Origin of the sequence: Priestia sp. HNGD-A6, assembly GCF_045784335.1 — a bacterium.
Lineage (GTDB): Bacteria > Bacillota > Bacilli > Bacillales > Bacillaceae_H > Priestia > Priestia zanthoxyli.
The window spans coordinates 3,346,044-3,363,319 of sequence record NZ_CP138621.1 but is presented as its reverse complement, the minus strand read 5'-3'; the positions used below and the strand labels follow the sequence as shown (position 1 = coordinate 3,363,319).

The following is a 17,276-nucleotide window of genomic DNA, read 5'->3' as shown; positions in this document are numbered from 1 at the left end:
TCCTCCTTTATTATTCAAAACAACTAACCAACATATCTATCATACCATTTATTGTGTATGTGTTAGGAACAAGATGCTTAATTCCATATTCGCTCGCTGTCTGACTCGTAATAGGACCGATGCAAACAACTTTGGTTTCATTTATAAGCTCAAGCCAATTCGGAATATCTTTAACTAACTCGACAAAAAATCTCACTGTAGAAGAACTTGTAAAAGTAATGGCATCAATTCCTGTTTCTAAATGTTGCTTAACCAAGCGTTCAGAGCCTTGATTTCGAATGGTCTGATATACAACTAAATCCGTTACCTCACACTCTTTTAACCCATCTTTTAAAACAGAGCGGGCTAATTGTCCTCGTACAAGGAGAACTCGCTCGTGATGTAACACATTTGCTTTTAACGACTCAAGAAGTGATTCGGCAACGTATTCTTTTGGAACAAGTTGCACGTTAACATCGTATTTTTCCAGCAATTTTGCGGTTTTTTCTCCAACCGCAGCCACTTTTAATCTTTTTAAAGCACTCCGACTGATATTTAACTCTTTTAGCCATTCAAAGAAAAAAGAAATGCCGTTTTGACTTGTAAAAACAATCCAATCAAAACAGTCAATCGACAGCAGGACATCTTCCACTTCTTTTTCATTGTTAGAACGTGCAAACGTGAGGACTGGTAAGCTTAAAGGTATGCCTCCAAGCTTTTTAATCTGTGCTGCAAATGAATGAGCCTGCTTCGCTTCTCTTGTAATCAAAACTTTTTTCAAAAAAAGAGGAGCCTCATGACTCATTATTTGTCCAGCTCCTCTTTTACGCGGTCAATTAAAAGCTTAGCTCCTTGAGATGTTAAGCGACTAGCAGCTTCTGAACCGATAGCAACGGGGTCTTTTCCCGTAATGTGCTCTTTATAAATCGTTTTGCCATCAGGAGATGCGACTAGCGACGTTAGCTCAATATTTCCACCGTCTACTATACGCCCATATCCCGCAATCGGCACTTGGCATCCGCCTTCCATCTCTTTTAAAAATACGCGTTCAGCTCTAACAGCACGAGCCGTTTCATCATGATTTAGAGTTTGAAGAAGCGATAATAATTCATCGTCATTTTCTCGGCATTCGATAGCTAAAGCTCCTTGTCCTACAGCAGGAACACTTATTTCCGGCTCTAGGTACTGAGTGACCGTATCTCTCGACCAGCCCATACGAGATAGTCCTGCAGCGGCCAAGATAATCGCATCGTAATCTTCATTTTTTAATTTCTCTAGGCGTGTATCGATATTTCCTCGAATCCATTTAATTTCGATATCTGAACGCATAGATAGAAGCTGTGCCCCTCGACGCAAGCTGCTTGTCCCAATCACAGCACCGCTTGGCAGCTCCTCAAATCGCTCACCATTTTTTGAAATAAGCGCATCACGGTGATCTTCTCGTAAAGGAATACATCCAATCGTTAATCCTTCTGGCAAAACAGCCGGCATATCTTTCATACTATGAACGGCCATATCAATTTCTTTATCTAACATGGCTTGTTCAATTTCTTTTACAAAAAGACCTTTACCGCCTACTTTGGACAGCGTTACATTTAAAATTTTGTCCCCTTTTGTCACCATTTCTTTAATTTCAAACTCAAAAGGAAGACCTTGTTTTTTTAACTGTTCAATGACCCACTTGGTCTGTGTTAACGCAAGTTTGCTTCGACGAGAGCCGACAATAATTTTTCGCATGTTGTCCTCCTAATTACGAACCCCAAAAGTGAAAATTCGATAAACTGCCAAATAAAAAGAAATTAATAAGTAAGACTAAGAACAATCCAATATTCCACATCGCGATTGCCTTTCCTTGAATACCTCTACGCAGTCTAGCATACAAGTAAGCGCTGTATGCAACAAACATTAAAAATGAACCTAACACTTTTGTATCGTACCAATGAAAATCTACGTATTTAATATAAGCCCATATGATTCCTAAGATTAACGAAAGCAATAACAGCGGTACACCAATTAAAATTAATACATAGGACATGTAATCTAGCTTTGTTAAATCTTCAATTCTTAGCAAGCGCTTGCCCCATTTCTTCTTTTTCAATAAATTATACTGAACAAGATACAGAGCAGAAAAAACAAAAGAAACTGAAAAAGCGCCGTAAGATAAAATAGCCATGGTAATATGGATGATTAATAATTCTGACACAAGGCGCTCCGACTGGACAGCCGTGTATGTTTCAAGTGGAGCAAACGTATGAATAGCCATAATTAAGAAACCAATCACATTTGTAAAAAACACCATAAAATCAACGCGGAACAGGCGATTAATCACAAGTGAAAGAGTAATTAACACCCACGCGTAAAAATACAGCCCTTCAGAAACAGTAAGAATAGGAAACCTTCCCGTCTCAAACATTCGTAAAATTAAAAAGGCTGTTTGCAAAACCCATACAATAGAAAGTAACCAGAAGGCTATCGAGTTTGCCTTCCGGTTATTTTGTACAAAATCAATAAAATATAATAAAACGCTCACCGCGTATAAAATCACAATCAATTCATAGATTCTGGTTAATTCCATATCAACCATTATTCAATCCTCACTTAAGACTGATAAGCTACTGAATGAGACGTAATCGATGTATGAAGCTGCTCTTCTTTTTCTTTTTGCAAAGCAACTTCCTGTTCAATATTAAAAATCTTCATGAACAGCTCTAAAGACTCTTCAGCATGTTTCTCTCCAGCCAATTCTTTCGCGTGTAAAATTGGATCGCGAAGAAGTTGATTAATTATACTTTTTGTATGTTTATTTAACACTTTGCGCTCACGCTCAGATAAATCTGGGAGCTTACGATCAATGCTTTTCATCGTTTCAGCTTGAATGGTAAGTGCTTTTTGACGAAGTGCAGAAATAACAGGTACAACGCCTAATGTACCAAGCCAAGACTTGAAAGCAACAATTTCAGCTTCAAGCATAATTTCAATTTCATCCGCAGCTTTTTGACGCTCTTGCAAATTAGATTCTACAATCCCGTTTAAATCGTCGATATCGTATAAAAAGACCGTCTCTAGCTCATCTAGTTCTGGATCTAAGTCACGCGGAACGGCGATGTCTACCATAAACAATGGACGACCTTTACGCGTACGCTCTGCTTCACTCATCATTCGTTTCGTTACTACATAGTCATTAGCTCCTGTTGAACTAATTAAAATATCTGCTTCGCTTAAAGCATGTTGAAGATCAGCAAATGGTTTGGCTTCTCCAGAAAAACGGTTTGCTAGCTCCTGTGCCTTTTCAAATGTTCGATTCACTACCGTTACTTTTTTAGCTCCGCTGCCATATAAATTCTGCACGGCCAGCTGACCCATTTTTCCCGCACCAAGAATCAATACGTGTTTAGATGATAAGTCTCCAAAAATCTTTTTAGCAAGCTCTACGGCTGCGTAGCTGACAGAAACTGCATTTGCACCAATTTCTGTTTCATGATGAGCTTTTTTGGCTAATGTCACAGCTTGTTTAAACAGCTGATTAAAAACCGTTCCAATTGTTTCTTCTTCTTGAGCAAGCAAAAAGCTTGAACGCACTTGTCCAAGAATTTGTGTTTCACCAATCACCATTGAATCTAATCCACATGCTACTCGGTATAAGTGTTCGATGGCTCCATCATTTTCATAGATCGTTAAATAAGGCGAAAACTCTTCTTTATCTATTCCGAACCATTCAGCTAAAAATGCTTTTACATAATAACGGCCCGTGTGTAATTGATCAACAACAGCATAAATTTCCGTACGATTGCATGTTGAAACAATGATGTTCTCCAAAATGCTTTTTTGGCCGCTTAACGTTTTCATGGCAGATGCTAGTTCTTGCTCATTAAAACTAAGCTTTTCTCTTATTTCAACAGGGGCTGTTCGAAAGTTTAAGCCGACTGCTATAATATGCATTTGTACATACCCCCTATAATTGAAATGTGCTTATTTATCCGAATTTGACGGGCAGTAACCCCTAAATTTCCAAAGAGCTACAGTGAGATAACTGCCCGTAAAATCCGGCGTTCTTCATTCTACTATTCGTAAAAACCGGCGGACATTACACAGATGTAATCTTCGGCTTATCTCTAACTATTATAACATGTTCTATAAGTCATTCGAAAAAAAAATGTGAACAGTCTTTGAAAACATGTGTTAAGATATTAACTGTTATTCCGTAATAAATTGTATCAAAAAAGCAGCGTTTTATCACGTTTTCTGTTTTGAAACACCTGGAGGTTACTATGAAAAAGCAATCAATGTTTTTTGGTGTCTTACTAGTTGGATTTGGAATCTTTTTCTTACTGAATGAACTACATATGAGCATTGCAGCAAAGGTATACACGTGGCCTGTACTGTTAATTTTAATAGGAGCGGCACTGTTAACTGAGTCTGCTTTATCTCAAGATCATTCAAACTTGCTTGCAAGTTACATATTAATCACTTTAGGTATTCATTTCTATGTAAGTGAACAAATTCCCTTTTGGCCTACGAATATTAGCATGGTCGTTTTTATGGTGGCCATTAGCTTTTTACTCAGTGCTAGAAAAGCCAAATCGGGCTTTTTCCAAGGCGGCACCCTTTTAATTATTGCCATTTTAATGATGTTTTCAGACCGTCTTAAACTATTTTTGCCAAAAGTTGAAGACGGCGTAAATTATTTAACAACCTTCTGGCCTATTTTATTGTTACTAGTTGGGCTATATTTATTATTTTTCAAACGAAAGTAATCTATGTAAACAAGTTAAAAAAATGGAACGTTTGACTCACTTCCTGGTAGAGTGATGATAAACGTTCCATTTTTTTAGCTTCTATTCCTTTGTTTAGTGAGTCATGCGATACTGCAAAGATTTCCACGCTTTATCTTTTCCTTCACCTGTTTCAGATGAGAAATGAATTAATTCATCATTTGGATCTAAATCCAGCGTTTCTCTCACTACTTTTAAGTGCTTCTGCCATTTTCCTTTAGGAATTTTATCGGCTTTCGTCGCAATAACCATAACGGGAAGGTCATGGTGCTTCAAAAACTCATACATCATAACGTCATCCTTTGAAGGAGCATGGCGTAGATCAACAATCATTAACACAGCTTTAAGCTGCTCACGATTTGTTAAATACGTTTCAATCATTTTCCCCCATGCTTCACGCTCTTTTTTAGACACTTTTGCAAATCCGTAGCCAGGTACGTCTACAAAGTGAAGGATTTCATTAATTAAAAAGAAGTTAAGCGTTTGAGTTTTTCCAGGCTTAGACGACGTACGCGCTAAGCTTTTGCGATTGAGCATCTTATTAATAAAAGATGATTTTCCTACATTTGAACGGCCTGCTAACGCAAATTCTGGCAGGTTTTCTTTAGGATATTGTTCAGGGCGTACGGCACTGATAACAATATCGGCTTGAGTTACTTTCATTTTACCTCTCCTACTAGCGCATGTTCCAATACTTGGTCCACATGTGACACAAGAACGATGTCTAATTCCTCTTGTACACTGTCAGGGATATCTTCAATATCACGTTCATTATCGTGAGGGATTAATATTTTAGTTAATCCGGCACGGTGTGCACTAAGTGACTTTTCTTTTAAACCACCGATTGGTAATACGCGACCTCTTAGTGTAATTTCTCCTGTCATTCCTACTTCTCTACGCACTGGTTTACCCGTTAGTGCTGATACTAGAGCAGTGGCAATGGTAATTCCTGCAGAAGGTCCATCCTTTGGTACAGCTCCTTCTGGAACATGGATATGAATATCATGTTTTTCATAAAACTTCTCATCAATTCCTAGTTTCTCTGCATTTGAACGCACGTAGCTAAATGCCGCCTGAGCTGATTCTTTCATCACGTCTCCAAGCTTTCCGGTTAGCACTAGTCTTCCTTTACCAGGGGATAAGCTTACTTCAATGGCCAGCGTGTCTCCTCCTACAGTTGTGTAAGCAAGACCTGTAGCAACACCAACTTGATCTTCCGTCTCAGCCTGTCCGTAGCGGAACCTAGGCTTACCAAGGAATTCTTCAAGCGTTTTGGCCGTCACCACCACGCGCTTTTTCTCACCAGAGACTACGATACGAGCTGCTTTTCGACAAATGGAAGCAATTTCGCGTTCAAGGTTACGAACACCAGCTTCTCTCGTATATAAACGTATGATTGCTGTTAAGGCGTCATCGCGAATCTGCAAATTGCCCTTTTGCAATCCGTGATTTTCTAGCTGGCGCAGCAATAGGTGACGCTTCGCGATTTCAAGCTTTTCCAGCTCCGTGTAACCAGCAATTTGAATAATTTCCATTCGATCGCGCAGCGGCCCCGGAATCGTAGCTAAGTTATTAGCTGTAGCCACGAACATCACTTTTGATAAATCATACGTTTCTTCTATATAGTGATCGCTGAAATTATGATTTTGTTCAGGATCCAATACTTCTAACAAAGCAGAAGACGGGTCTCCTCGGAAATCATTTGACATTTTATCGATTTCATCAAGCAGAAATACAGGGTTAATCGTTCCTGCTTTTTTCATTCCTTGAATAATGCGTCCAGGCATAGCTCCCACGTACGTGCGACGATGACCGCGGATTTCTGACTCATCTCTCACACCGCCTAGAGATACTCGTACAAAATGACGATCTAGAGACGTAGCAATTGAGCGGGCTAGGGATGTTTTCCCTACGCCAGGAGGTCCTGCTAAACATAAAATAGGGCCTTTAAGAGATTTTGTCAACTGCTGCACGGCTAGATATTCTAATACGCGTTCCTTCACTTTTTCAAGGCCATAGTGCTCATCGTTCAGCACTTGTTCAGCATTATGAATATTGAGCGTATCTTCCGTTTCGTTTGTCCAAGGTAGCGCAATCAACCACTCGATATAATTTCGAATGACTGAGCTTTCAGCGGAGGTAGCAGGAATTTTTTCATAGCGATCCAATTCTTTAAACGCCACTTGTTTGACATGGTCCGTCATCCCACTTGCTTCAATTTTTTCGCGAAGCGTTGCTACTTCTCCTGTCTTTCCTTCTTTGTCTCCAAGCTCTTTTTGAATCGCCTTCATTTGCTCACGAAGATAATACTCTTTCTGAGTGCGTTCCATTGATTTCTTTACACGCTGTCCAATTTTTTTCTCCAGCTGCAAAACTTCTTGCTCGTCTTGAATATGAGAAATGATCGTATTTAATCTTTCTTTCACATCAGTTGTTTCTAAAATTTCTTGTTTAAGCTGAATTTTTATTGGTAAATGAGAGGCTACAATATCTGCTAATCTTCCTGGTTCTTCAATGTCACTTACGGTTGAAAGAGTTTCAACGGACACCTTTTTGGAAAGTTTTATGTATTGTTCGAAATAGTCTAAAAGCGTGCGCATCAGCGCTTTATCTTCTACATCAACCTGATGTTCTTCATTTTGCTTTTCCACGTGTACAACAAAATATTCTTCGCTGTCTTCAAATTCTGTAACGGTTACGCGATTTAGTCCTTCTACTAAGACGCGCATCGTTCCATTCGGCAGCTTTAGCATTTGTTTAATTTTTGCCAACGTACCGGTTCTATATAAATCCTCTTTTGTTGGTTCATCGATACCCATATCTTTTTGTGATACTAAACAAACTAAGTGATCATCCATCATTGCTTTTTCTAATGCTTGCACAGATTTGTCTCGCCCAACATCTAAATGAAGCACCATTGTCGGATAGACGATCAAACCTCGTAAAGGCAGTAGCGGCATTGTCAATTTTTCTTTTTCTGCCATGCAATGAACACCTCCAATGCTCGTCAATTAAAGTATGTAAAGTGTGAATTCTTTTAACAATTTTATCTCATTTGTATACACATTGTCTAACAATAGTAATTACTAATTGTATCATGAGAAAGAATTAAAAGGCAAAATATATCTTTTTAAGCTCTTTTCATAAAAAAACGCCTTTTTCGTTGGCTGTGTATAAAGGTTTTATACGCGAAAAAGGCGATGAATATTCATCTGACCATTAATTTTTAATTATCATGATAGAGTTAGCTAGATTCTCTATTTGGAATAGCTGGATCTACCGACAAATGTGCAACATGCTCATGTACAGACAATAGTGCTTGTTCAAACACCTCTGTTAAATGATGGACAGGAATAATATCGATACCTTTTACCTTTTCTACCATTGCATTCATATTTTCTTTTGGCACAATCACCGTCTGAACGCCTGCTTGTTTTGCTGCCTTGATTTTTGGAATTACGCCGCCAATTGGCTTTACGTTGCCGTGCAGACCAATTTCTCCTGTCATTGCTACCGTGTGTTTGATTGGGACTTCATAAATTGCTGAGTAGATCCCTGTTGCCATAGCAATACCAGCAGAAGGTCCATCGATTGGCACACCTCCCGGAAAATTCACGTGGATATCATACTCATCGGCTGGCACATCCATTGAGCGAAGAACCGTTATGACATTTTCAATTGAGCTTTTAGCCATACTTTTACGACGAATAGACTTCCCTTGAGTCCCTATACTTTCCTCTTCAACGATACCCGTAATAATAATGTTCCCTTTCTCTTTTGCAGGAATCGCTTTGACCTCAATTTCTAAAAGTGCTCCAGAGTTGGGCCCGTACACGGCTAATCCATTAATAAGCCCCACTTTTTCCTCATCTGCAATTTTCGGATCGTGTCTTGGAGATAGTTGACTAGAATGAACAATCCATTCAATATCTTCATTTTTAATGTCCGTTCGTTCCTCTGATATCGCTAGTCCAGCCGCAATTTGCATCATATTAACCGTTTCACGTCCATTGCGTGCATATGTAGAAAACAGAGATAAACCTTCTTCTGATATATCCATTCTGACTTTATTTGCTGCTTTTTTTGCAACTGTAATAATTTCGTCGCGATCAAGCTCACGGAAAAATACCTCTACGCATCTGGAACGAATGGCAGGCGGAATTTCATTAGGCGTTCTAGTCGTCGCACCAATCAAGCGAAAGTCGGCTGGTAAACCATTTTGAAAAATATCGTGAATATGTGTTGGAATTTGTGTATTTTCTTCGCTGTAATAGGCGCTTTCCATAAACACTTTTCGATCTTCTAGAACCTTTAACAGCTTATTCATCTGAATAGGATGGAGTTCTCCAATTTCATCAATAAATAAAATTCCCCCGTGTGCATCTGTAACTGCTCCTTGTTTTGGCTGCGGAATTCCAGCTTGGCCCATAGCGCCTGCGCCTTGGTAAATGGGGTCATGCACTGATCCAATTAAAGGATCTGCAATGCCTCGCTCATCAAAACGCGCCGTAGTTGCATCTAACTCTACAAATACAGCTGCTTGTTTAAAAGGTGATTTTTTATTTTTCTTTGCTTCTTCTAACACTAAACGTGCTGCTGCTGTTTTTCCTACTCCAGGCGGCCCGTATACAATAACGTGCTGTGGATTAGGACCGCAAAGGGCAGCCTTTAGTGACCGAATTCCATCTTCTTGTCCGACAATATCGGAGAAGCTAGACGGCCTCACACGTTCGGCAAGCGGCTCAGTTAAAGAGATGGCTCTCATCTTCTGCAGTTGCTCCATTTCTTTCTTTGAATCCCGGTCAATTGAGACTTTTTGCGTACGCTGATTGCGTAATAAATTCCAAAAATATAAGCCAATGATGATACCAAAAAAGAGTTGGACCATTAAGGCAATATTCGTCCAGTTCATAGATAAACCTCCTGCGCAGTTTAGTAAGATAATTATCAGTTATTATCTCCCTGCAGCAGTAGGAATAAACAAGATTCTAGTAAAAAGTAAAATTTAGTTGTCCTTCATCAACAGAAAAAAGCCGGGTACTCAAATTGAGTACCCGGCTTTTTTTATGCTGATGTTTTGCTGCCTTCTTGAATAGTAGATCCGTCTTCTAATACGAACTTAGGAGCCGCTTGATCACGAACTGTTTCACCTGTGATAATACATTTTGTAATATCATCACGTGAAGGAAGATCAAACATTACATCTAACATAATACCTTCAATGATTGAACGTAGACCACGAGCACCTGTTTTACGCTCGATTGCTTTTTTAGAAATTTCTACTAAAGCCTCGTCTTCGAACTCAAGTTCAACGTCATCAAGTTCAAGCATTTTTTGATATTGTTTCACTAGTGCATTTTTCGGTTTTGTTAAAATCTCAACTAGCGCTTCTTCATCAAGAGGCACTAAGCTAGCAGTAACCGGTAAACGACCAATAAACTCTGGAATTAAACCAAATTTTAATAAATCTTCCGGTAATACTTTTGCTAGTAACTCTTTTTCTGTAAAGTCTTGTTGTTTTGTTTCTGAACCGAAACCAATTACTTTTTTACCTAGACGGCGCTTAATAATAGGTTCGATTCCGTCAAACGCACCACCGCAAATAAATAAGATATTTGTTGTATCAATTTGAATAAATTCTTGATGAGGGTGTTTGCGTCCACCTTGAGGAGGAACACTTGCTACAGTACCTTCTAAGATTTTAAGAAGAGCCTGCTGCACACCTTCACCTGATACATCACGTGTAATAGATGGGTTTTCAGACTTACGCGCTACTTTATCAATTTCATCGATGTAGATGATACCTTTTTCAGCTTTCTCCACATCGTAATCAGCTGATTGAATTAATTTTAATAAGATGTTTTCAACATCTTCTCCTACATAACCCGCTTCTGTTAGAGATGTTGCATCTGCAATCGCAAACGGTACGTTTAAAATACGAGCCAATGTTTGAGCTAGTAAAGTTTTACCGCTTCCTGTAGGTCCAATTAATGCAATATTACTTTTTGATAACTCAACGTCATCAATTTTACTGTTTGAATTGATTCGTTTGTAATGGTTGTATACTGCAACAGATAACGATTTTTTCGCATCCTCTTGACCAATTACATACTCATCTAAAATGTCACGAATTTCTTTTGGTTTTGGTACATCTTTAAATTCTACTTCTTCTTCTGTACCTAACTCTTCTTCTACGATTTCCGTGCAAAGTTCAATACATTCATCGCATATGTAAACACCTGGACCCGCAACTAACTTGCGTACTTGTTCTTGTGTTTTACCACAAAATGAGCATTTTAACTGCCCTTTTTCATCGTTAAATTTAAACATAATTTTCACCCCTTGTAGTATTTACTAAAGTGCTCGAAGCTGATTTCTATCCGCGCTATAGCCCAACAACATGAACAACTCATCTATTTGTAGGTAAATGCCCCTCTTTATCACATAGTAAAAGCGCTATGAAAAGATTTGTATTGCATTTTACCATACATTTTCTTGAATAGATACTAAAACGTTTTATGTATATGTTGTTGATGAGCATAACAGAATGAAGATCTGCTATTATATAGTGTCCTCTTATTGGGCCTATTTCATAACCACGGATTTCAAACAATGGGTTAAAGCTGCTTCTACGGTGTTGGTTATGATATAAAAAAACTATTGAAGTTTATAAAACAAGGCACGATCAAGTCGCGCCTTGTTTCTTACTTACTATTATGCAACAGCTTTGCTGTTTTCTACAAGAAATTCAACTGCTTTACGTACTTTCATGTCTTCTTTAATGCTATCAAGACTGCCAAGCACTTTCTTAATTTCTTCGACAGGCATGTTGTACATTCCTGCCATGTTTTCTAATTCTTTTTCTACTTCTTCTTCGCTTACTTCAAGATTTTCAGCTTTTGAAATAGCTTCTAGCGTTAAGTTGATTTTCACACGCTTTTCAGCATCCGGACGCATTTGGTCGCGAAGAGCTTTTTCATCTTGACCTGAGAATTGGAAGTAAAGTTCAAGGTTAAGACCTTGCATTTGTAAACGTTGTTCAAACTCTTGCATCATACGATCCATTTCAGTGTTGAACATTGCTTCTGGAATTTCTACTTCAGCATTTTCAGCAGCTTTTTCTACTAAAGTGTCGCGAAGAGCTGATTCTGCTTGGTTTTCTTTATCGCTTTGTAATTTTTCTTTTGTTTTTGCTTTTAATGCTTCTAAAGTTTCTACTTCTTCATCTACGTCTTTTGCAAACTCATCGTCTAAAGCTGGAAGCTCTTTAGATTTGATTTCGTGTAATTTCACTTGGAATTTAGCAGCTTTACCAGCTAGCTCTTCAGCGTGATACTCTTCAGGGAATGTTACTTCCACTTCTTTTTCAGCGCCTACTTCAAGACCAACTAGTTGCTCTTCAAAGCCAGGGATGAATGTGTTAGAACCGATTTCTAAAGAATAGTTTTCGCCTTTTCCGCCTTCAAATGCTTCGCCATCAACGAAACCTTCAAAGTCGATTACAGCTGTATCGCCTTCAGCTACTGTTCCTTCTTCTTTAACAACTAGTTCAGCGTGACGCTCTTGAAGTGTTTTTAATTCAGCTTCAACGTCTTCGTCTGTTACAGTTGTATCTACTTTTTCTACTTCTAAGTTTTTGTATTCGCCTAATTTAACTTCAGGCTTAACAGTTACTTTAGCAGTGAAAACTAGAGGTTGTCCTTTTTCGATTGTTTCAACATCGATTTCTGGACGATCAACCGGCTCGATACCAGCTTCAACAATTGCATTGCTGTAAGCTTCAGGTAATAAGATGTCTAGTGCATCTTGGTATAAAGATTCTACGCCAAAACGTTTTTCGAAAAGTGGACGAGGCATTTTACCTTTACGGAACCCTGGTACGTTTACTTGTTTTACAACTTTTGTGAATGCTTTATCTAAGGCTTTATCAAACTCAGCAGCTTCAACTTCTACTGTTAAAACGCCTTGATTTCCTTCTTGTTTTTCCCATTTTGCAGACATGAATGTTTCCCTCCAAAATCATTTTAAGTAGTGATTTCTAAATTAGATAATGCAGATAGCCTATCAGTTCAAACCTCAATCATTATCTATTTAACTCCCTACTACTTTAAAGTAAGTAGGAATGTAATGTAAAGATGAAATTCTACTATACGTATTTAAGTGCATTTTACAACCATTATATTATAACATACAACAATGACGTTTCAACTAAACACCACATTTTATATAAAAGAAATTTCTTCAATTTCTTTTAGCTCTTTAATTGCCTTTCGTAATTCAGCTGCAGAGAAACTTCCGTCTTCCTCTGCTACAGCTGCATCTGACTCTTCTCCTTGCATCATCAGACTAACAGCATACACCGCTTCTGTCCAAAGTTTTACATTATCACCCGGTAAAAACGGAAATGTTATAAATAAATGACGCTGCCATATTTCAACGGCAACCTGCAGCAATGTAGGATTTTCATGCTCCAGCTTTTCCGTCAGCTGCGCTTCTACTTGCTCGGCAAACAAATACGGTGTTGTTCGTTGAAGCTGAAGCGCATTTACTTTTTTCGTCTCTCCAAACTTACTAATCATAAAATCAATGTCTACTTCTTCTTCCATGACTGTTTTTAAAGCGACTGTTTTTACGATAGGGTGAATAGCTTCAGATGAAAATAGCTGTTCCAGAAAGAAGCGCTGCTTTTCAATTCTCTTTGTTTTTAATGAATGAACCCATTCAAGCTGATCTTGAATATTGTCTAGAGCTGTGAATGATTTAAACTGCTCTATCTGTTCTTCTTCTGTTTGTTCTTCTATGACTTGTTCTTGATTCATTCTATTTTTGCAGAACTCCAATAGCTGATAAAGCTGTTCAGCATGTTCAGAAGGGAGTTTGTGTTCTTGAATAACTGCTTGTAGAGTGACATATCCTTCATGATAATGACCAAGCTGAATTAACACCATGAGGTACATTTGCAAATTATGATAATAATCGCCAATATCTTCTTTCAGCATTTGCTCACATAATTCCTTAGCTATGCCTGCATCACCGAGCTCCACGTGACAAATAACAAGGCCAAGCAAAATTTCATGATGCTTATTATCAAGTTCGTAGGCCTGCTCAAATAAAGGAAGTGCTTCTTGAAATTGCTTGTGCTGCATATGTTCTGTAGCTTTTTCAACCAACCGTTCTTTTAATAGAGGAAAAGCTACAATTTTGTTTTGTTGTTCATTCGACATGTTTTCTCCCCACTTCGCGGTCCATTTGCTTTACAGTTTAGCAATTGAATTAACGGAACGCAAAAAAATCGAGCAAAATCATCATTTTGCTCGATTTTTGGTTAATATCTTACCGTTTTTGCTTCATAAGCAGAAATGTCGTCTTCAAAAGAAAGCGTATAGCCAATTTCATCATATCCGTTAACAAGCATATATTTCCAATGGCCATTGATCTCAAACGTACGTTCAAAACCTGCTTCATCGGTAATTTTTTGCTGATGAAGATCGATTGTACAGGCGTAAGAAGCACTTTGAGACTCTTTCATTAAATAGGAAACATCTTCTTTTGGTAAAATAATAGGTAAAATACCATTTTTTAGACAGTTTTGTTTAAAAATATCCGCAAATGACGGTGCGATAATGGCACGGAACCCATAGTCTAAAAGCGCCCATGGAGCGTGTTCACGTGACGAACCACACCCGAAGTTCTCGTCAGCTACAAGAATTGTTGCTCCTTGATTTTGAGGCTGATTTAGTTCAAACGTTTCATTTAACGTTTCATCTTCATTATATCGCCAATCAAAAAAGAGAAATTGGCCAAAGCCAGTACGCTCAATTCTTTTCAAAAATTGCTTTGGGATAATTTGATCAGTATCTACGTTTGCTCGGTCGAGACCTGCTACTTTTCCTTTATGGATTGTAAAAGCATTCATCTGTGTTCTCCTCCTTATCGCACCGCTTGTTCTTGTAGTTTGCGTACATCAATAAAATGTCCATATACCGCTGCCGCTGCTGCCATTACCGGGCTTACTAAATGCGTTCTGGCACCTTTTCCTTGACGTCCTTCAAAGTTTCGATTAGAAGTGGACGCACAGTGTTCGCCTTGTGGAACTAAGTCAGAGTTCATGCCTAGACACATGCTACAGCCCGAGTCTCTCCATTCAAAGCCTGCTTCAATAAAAATAGCAGATAACCCTTCTTCTTCAGCCACTCGCTTTACTTTTTGAGAACCTGGTACAATCATCGCTCGCACATCTGGTGACACTTTCTTTCCTTTAATAAAGGCTGCCACGTCACGAAGATCAGACAAACGAGCATTTGTACATGAACCGATAAATACATGCTGAACTGGGATCTCTTCTATTGCCATGCCGGGCTGTAAGCCCATATACTCAAGTGCTCGTGACAAAGACTTTTTCTCAGCTTCTGTTGTACACTCTTCTAATGTAGGAACTTGCTTGCTAACATAAGAACTCATCGCCGGGTTTGTTCCCCATGTTACAACAGGCTCAATTGTATCTGCATCAATTTCTAGCGTCTCATCGTATGTTGCACCTTCATCTGTTGCTAAAGCTGCCCAAGCTTCCACTGCTTTTTCAAACTGTTCTCCTTTAGGAGCATACTGACGCCCTTTAATATAAGAGAAAGTAACATCATCTGGACTGATTAAACCAGCTTTTGCACCGGCTTCAATAGACATATTACAAATAGTCATGCGCTCTTCCATTGAAAGGTCGCGAATACATTCGCCCGTAAATTCTACGATTGAACCCGTTCCAAAATTCACGCCGAATTTTTGAATAATTGCTAACACAATGTCCTTAGCATAAACACCAGGCTGTTTTTTGCCATTTACTTTCACTTGTAGCGTTTTTGGTTTCGCTTGCCATAGCGTTTGCGTTGCTAAAACATGTTCTACCTCACTCGTTCCTATACCAAAAGCAAGCGCTCCAAATGCACCGTGAGTAGATGTATGGCTATCTCCGCACACAATGGTTTTTCCAGGCTGCGTCAATCCTAATTCCGGTCCAATGATATGCACAATTCCTTGCTCTTCGCTTGTTAAATCTAAAAGCTTCACGCCAAACTCATGACAGTTTTCAGATAGTTTGTCTACTTGTTTCTTTGCAATCGGATCTTTAATATTAAAACGGTCAACCGTTGGAATATTGTGATCCATTGTAGCAAACGTTAAGTCCGGACGCTTCACTTGACGATTTGCCACGCGAAGACCTTCGAATGCTTGAGGAGACGTTACTTCATGAATAAGATGAAGATCGATATATAATAAGTCCGGCTTCCCCTCTTCTCGACGTACAACATGTTGTTCCCAAAGCTTATCAATAATTGTTTTTGGTTTCATACTGCTCCTCCTTTCTGATTATGAAAAACGTTTCTCACAAAACGTGAGAAACGCATGATTAACTGTAAGCTGTCATAATGCTTGAAATGGCAGAATCGTTGGCAATAACCGCAGTTATCGCATCCACCATTTTATCGGTACCTAAATAATGATTACCGTCTGCTAAGTCAGCTGTTCGATGACCTGCATGTAATACACTTTCAACCGCTTGTTCAATCACCGCTGCTTCTGTTTCTAATCCAAATGAATATCTAAGCAACATTGCTGCAGATAAAATAGCAGCAATCGGATTAGCTTTGTTTTGTCCAGCAATGTCTGGTGCAGAACCGTGAACCGGTTCGTATAAAGATGGACCATCAACCGTTAAACTCGCAGATGGAAGCATCCCTAACGATCCTGTCAGCATAGAAGCCTCATCACTCAAAATATCACCAAACATATTTTCAGTTACCACTACATCAAAATATTTCGGATTACGAATTAACTGCATAGCAGCTGAATCTACAAGCATATGCTCAAGCTCTACATCCGGGTAGTCTTTTGCTACTTCTTCAGCTACTTCACGCCACACTCGACTAGACTCAAGCACATTCGCTTTATCAACCGACGTTACCTTTTTACGTCGATTTACAGCCGTTTCAAACGCTTGGCGAATAATCCTTTCTATTTCTGTACGCTTATAAAATAACGTGTCGACAACTGTCTCTTCATTTCCTTCTGTTCGACGCTCGCTAGGCTGACCAAAATATAAGCCCCCTGTTAGCTCACGAACGATAATGAAGTCAACACCTTCAATGTATTCTTTTTTCAAAGGAGAGGCATCTGCTAAGCTATCATAAAACGTCACTGGACGAAGGTTAGCATATAAATCCAATTCTTTTCGAATAGCTAGCAAACCTTTTTCTGGTCGCAAATGTGAAGGGTTACGATCCCATTTTGGCCCTCCAACGGATCCAAGTAAGACGGCATCCGCCTGCTTACAAATCTCAATTGTACTTTCTGGAAGAGGTGTGCCAGCTTCATCAATTGCAGCTCCGCCAATTAATCCATACGTAAACTCGAATTGATGATCAAAGCGCTCTCCAATTGCTTTTAAAACTTCAACAGCGCCTTTGGTTACTTCTGTTCCTACGCCGTCACCTGGTAATACAGCGACTTTTTTTGTCATGGTGGTCTCTC

The 17,276-nt window shown here is 38.9% G+C and carries 14 protein-coding genes; 1 reads left to right on the top strand and 13 read right to left on the bottom strand.

All coding sequences use genetic code 11. The features are described from left to right. Window positions 1-10 precede the first annotated feature (10 nt). Genes SCI76_RS17120 through hemA form a run of 4 tightly spaced genes read right to left on the bottom strand, consistent with a single transcriptional unit; the run spans window position 11 to window position 3,918 of the window. Window positions 11-784 (bottom strand): uroporphyrinogen-III synthase, encoded by a 774-nt coding sequence (locus SCI76_RS17120; RefSeq protein ID WP_407544054.1) that lies wholly within the window; start codon window positions 782-784, stop codon window positions 11-13. After that, on the bottom strand, window positions 784-1,716 hold the full coding sequence (hemC, locus tag SCI76_RS17115) for a hydroxymethylbilane synthase (protein ID WP_028411729.1): 933 nt from the start codon (window positions 1,714-1,716) through the stop codon (window positions 784-786). Before hemC ends, SCI76_RS17120 begins: the two co-directional genes overlap by 1 nt. A gap of 13 nt (window positions 1,717-1,729) precedes the next feature. Next, the gene (locus tag SCI76_RS17110; RefSeq protein ID WP_013059361.1) at window positions 1,730-2,563 is read right to left on the bottom strand and encodes an inner membrane protein YpjD; all 834 of its coding nucleotides are present in this window, start codon (window positions 2,561-2,563) and stop codon (window positions 1,730-1,732) included. A 14-nt stretch (window positions 2,564-2,577) separates the two neighbouring features. Beyond that, a complete protein-coding gene (hemA, locus tag SCI76_RS17105; RefSeq protein WP_033579644.1) occupies window positions 2,578-3,918 on the bottom strand; it encodes a glutamyl-tRNA reductase in 1,341 nt (446 codons plus the stop codon). Between the two features lie 329 nt (window positions 3,919-4,247). On the opposite strand from hemA, the gene SCI76_RS17100 reads away from it, so the two are divergent. Next, the gene (locus SCI76_RS17100) at window positions 4,248-4,733 is read left to right on the top strand and encodes a LiaF transmembrane domain-containing protein (protein WP_013059363.1); all 486 of its coding nucleotides are present in this window, start codon (window positions 4,248-4,250) and stop codon (window positions 4,731-4,733) included. A gap of 93 nt (window positions 4,734-4,826) precedes the next feature. Here SCI76_RS17100 and yihA read toward each other — a convergent pair whose 3' ends face one another. From yihA to leuB, 9 genes are all read right to left on the bottom strand, one after another. Continuing rightward, window positions 4,827-5,414 (bottom strand): ribosome biogenesis GTP-binding protein YihA/YsxC, encoded by a 588-nt coding sequence (gene yihA, locus SCI76_RS17095; RefSeq protein ID WP_013059364.1) that lies wholly within the window; start codon window positions 5,412-5,414, stop codon window positions 4,827-4,829. Beyond that, window positions 5,411-7,735 carry an endopeptidase La gene (gene lon, locus SCI76_RS17090; protein WP_014458105.1) on the bottom strand — a complete coding sequence of 775 codons (2,325 nt, stop codon included), beginning with the start codon at window positions 7,733-7,735 and terminating at the stop codon, window positions 5,411-5,413. Before lon ends, yihA begins: the two co-directional genes overlap by 4 nt. 260 nt (window positions 7,736-7,995) lie before the next feature. Next, a complete protein-coding gene (gene lonB, locus SCI76_RS17085) occupies window positions 7,996-9,663 on the bottom strand; it encodes an ATP-dependent protease LonB (RefSeq protein WP_028411731.1) in 1,668 nt (555 codons plus the stop codon). A 152-nt stretch (window positions 9,664-9,815) separates the two neighbouring features. After that, a complete protein-coding gene (gene clpX / locus SCI76_RS17080; protein ID WP_013059367.1) occupies window positions 9,816-11,081 on the bottom strand; it encodes an ATP-dependent protease ATP-binding subunit ClpX in 1,266 nt (421 codons plus the stop codon). A 384-nt stretch (window positions 11,082-11,465) separates the two neighbouring features. Then, a complete protein-coding gene (tig, locus tag SCI76_RS17075; RefSeq protein WP_028411732.1) occupies window positions 11,466-12,752 on the bottom strand; it encodes a trigger factor in 1,287 nt (428 codons plus the stop codon). 221 nt (window positions 12,753-12,973) lie between these two features. After that, window positions 12,974-13,975 carry a tetratricopeptide repeat protein gene (locus tag SCI76_RS17070; protein ID WP_033579642.1) on the bottom strand — a complete coding sequence of 334 codons (1,002 nt, stop codon included), beginning with the start codon at window positions 13,973-13,975 and terminating at the stop codon, window positions 12,974-12,976. A gap of 101 nt (window positions 13,976-14,076) precedes the next feature. Beyond that, window positions 14,077-14,667 carry a 3-isopropylmalate dehydratase small subunit gene (leuD, locus tag SCI76_RS17065; RefSeq protein WP_407544053.1) on the bottom strand — a complete coding sequence of 197 codons (591 nt, stop codon included), beginning with the start codon at window positions 14,665-14,667 and terminating at the stop codon, window positions 14,077-14,079. A 14-nt stretch (window positions 14,668-14,681) separates the two neighbouring features. Next, complete coding sequence (gene leuC, locus SCI76_RS17060; RefSeq protein WP_407544052.1) at window positions 14,682-16,097, bottom strand: 3-isopropylmalate dehydratase large subunit; 1,416 nt, start codon at window positions 16,095-16,097, stop codon at window positions 14,682-14,684. 58 nt (window positions 16,098-16,155) lie between these two features. Continuing rightward, window positions 16,156-17,265 (bottom strand): 3-isopropylmalate dehydrogenase, encoded by a 1,110-nt coding sequence (leuB, locus tag SCI76_RS17055; RefSeq protein ID WP_407544051.1) that lies wholly within the window; start codon window positions 17,263-17,265, stop codon window positions 16,156-16,158. Between the last annotated feature and the right edge of the window lie 11 nt (window positions 17,266-17,276).

What these genes read in the sequence shown, in the direction of transcription:
- SCI76_RS17120 (WP_407544054.1), bottom strand. Translation starts at nt 784, where the DNA reads ATGAGTCATGAGGCTCCTCTTTTTTTGAAAAAAGTTTTGATTACAAGA.
- hemC (WP_028411729.1), bottom strand. Translation starts at nt 1,716, where the DNA reads ATGCGAAAAATTATTGTCGGCTCTCGTCGAAGCAAACTTGCGTTAACA.
- SCI76_RS17110 (WP_013059361.1), bottom strand. Translation starts at nt 2,563, where the DNA reads ATGGTTGATATGGAATTAACCAGAATCTATGAATTGATTGTGATTTTA.
- hemA (WP_033579644.1), bottom strand. Translation starts at nt 3,918, where the DNA reads ATGCATATTATAGCAGTCGGCTTAAACTTTCGAACAGCCCCTGTTGAA.
- SCI76_RS17100 (WP_013059363.1), top strand. Translation starts at nt 4,248, where the DNA reads ATGAAAAAGCAATCAATGTTTTTTGGTGTCTTACTAGTTGGATTTGGA.
- yihA (WP_013059364.1), bottom strand. Translation starts at nt 5,414, where the DNA reads ATGAAAGTAACTCAAGCCGATATTGTTATCAGTGCCGTACGCCCTGAA.
- lon (WP_014458105.1), bottom strand. Translation starts at nt 7,735, where the DNA reads ATGGCAGAAAAAGAAAAATTGACAATGCCGCTACTGCCTTTACGAGGT.
- lonB (WP_028411731.1), bottom strand. Translation starts at nt 9,663, where the DNA reads ATGAACTGGACGAATATTGCCTTAATGGTCCAACTCTTTTTTGGTATC.
- clpX (WP_013059367.1), bottom strand. Translation starts at nt 11,081, where the DNA reads ATGTTTAAATTTAACGATGAAAAAGGGCAGTTAAAATGCTCATTTTGT.
- tig (WP_028411732.1), bottom strand. Translation starts at nt 12,752, where the DNA reads ATGTCTGCAAAATGGGAAAAACAAGAAGGAAATCAAGGCGTTTTAACA.
- SCI76_RS17070 (WP_033579642.1), bottom strand. Translation starts at nt 13,975, where the DNA reads ATGTCGAATGAACAACAAAACAAAATTGTAGCTTTTCCTCTATTAAAA.
- leuD (WP_407544053.1), bottom strand. Translation starts at nt 14,667, where the DNA reads ATGAATGCTTTTACAATCCATAAAGGAAAAGTAGCAGGTCTCGACCGA.
- leuC (WP_407544052.1), bottom strand. Translation starts at nt 16,097, where the DNA reads ATGAAACCAAAAACAATTATTGATAAGCTTTGGGAACAACATGTTGTA.
- leuB (WP_407544051.1), bottom strand. Translation starts at nt 17,265, where the DNA reads ATGACAAAAAAAGTCGCTGTATTACCAGGTGACGGCGTAGGAACAGAA.